1 protein-coding gene is annotated in these 297 nt (G+C 75.1%); it reads left to right on the top strand.

The window, feature by feature from the left end:
* On the top strand, window positions 1-297 hold a 297-nt coding region (locus CCN56_RS41135), incomplete at both ends, for a GH32 C-terminal domain-containing protein (protein WP_179200178.1).

The following is a 297-nucleotide window of genomic DNA, read 5'->3' as shown; positions in this document are numbered from 1 at the left end:
TCCGCGGCGACCAGCTCGACCTGGAGACGACCCTCCGGCTCGCTCCCGGCGCCACGGTACGCCTCGGGGTACGGGAGACCCCGGACGGCGCCGAGCGGACCGTCGTCGAGATCACCCGCGACCCCGCCGGCACCTCGGGCACCCTGCGCCTCCACCGCGAAGCGAGCAGCCTCGACCCGGACGTCGACACCGCACCTCGCCACGGCGACCTGCCCTTCGGCCCGGACGGTACGGTCGAACTCCGCGTCCTCGTCGACCACTCGGCCCTGGAGGTCTTCGCCAACGGCCGCGCCCTGG

Source organism: Streptomyces sp. NRRL B-24572 (assembly GCF_002156145.1).
GTDB lineage: Bacteria > Actinomycetota > Actinomycetes > Streptomycetales > Streptomycetaceae > Streptomyces > Streptomyces vietnamensis.
This window is presented reverse-complemented; position numbering and strand designations above follow the sequence as displayed.